We start from the raw sequence: 666 nt of genomic DNA, 5'->3' as shown, positions 1-666 counted from the left end.
ATGCTGACGCATCGGGCCTCCAATCTTGCCATCTGGGCCACGGGCTTCGGCCAGCTGATCTTTTACGCGGCTTACTGGTATGCCGCGCTCTGGCTGATCAATGACGGCCTCGACTGGGTCTATGATGCGCTGGACGACGCGCCGGTTCTCTATATGCGCTGCGTCGTCCTATCGGCCGGGGTGTTCTTCGGGTTGAGCGGCTTTGCCATCGCCGCCAAATGGCTGCTGGTCGGCCGCTGGAAGGCCGAAACCTTTCCGATCTGGGGCTGGCGTTACTACCGCTTCTGGATCGTGAAGACGCTGGTCCGCAGCGCTCCGGTCGTGCTGTTCCGCGGCAGCCCGCTCTACAGCCTCTATCTGCGCCTGCTCGGCGCGCGGCTCGGCAGCCGCACCGTCGTCGAGTGCAGGGCGGTTCCGGTCTGCACCGACCTGATCGCCATCGGCGACAACTCGATCCTGCGCAAGGACTCGACGATCCTCGGGTTCCGCGCGCAGGCGGGCTATATCCATACCGGGCCGGTCAATATCGGCAACAACGCCTTTGTCGGCGTCGGATCGACGCTCGACATCGACACCCGCATGGGCGACGGCGCCCAGCTCGGCCACGCCTCGTCGCTGCATCGCGGACAGGCCGTGCCTGCCGGCGAGCGGTGGCATGGATCGCCG

1 pseudogene is annotated in these 666 nt (G+C 65.9%); it reads left to right on the top strand.

Features of this window, described 5'->3' with window-relative positions:
- A pseudogene (locus tag EN852_RS34585) lies at positions 1–666 on the top strand (peptide synthetase); the annotation flags it as partial.

The organism is Mesorhizobium sp. M2E.F.Ca.ET.209.01.1.1, from assembly GCF_004010375.2.
GTDB lineage: Bacteria > Pseudomonadota > Alphaproteobacteria > Rhizobiales > Rhizobiaceae > Mesorhizobium.
Note: the sequence above shows the minus strand (reverse complement) of the source record. Positions and strands in the feature narration are given on the sequence as shown.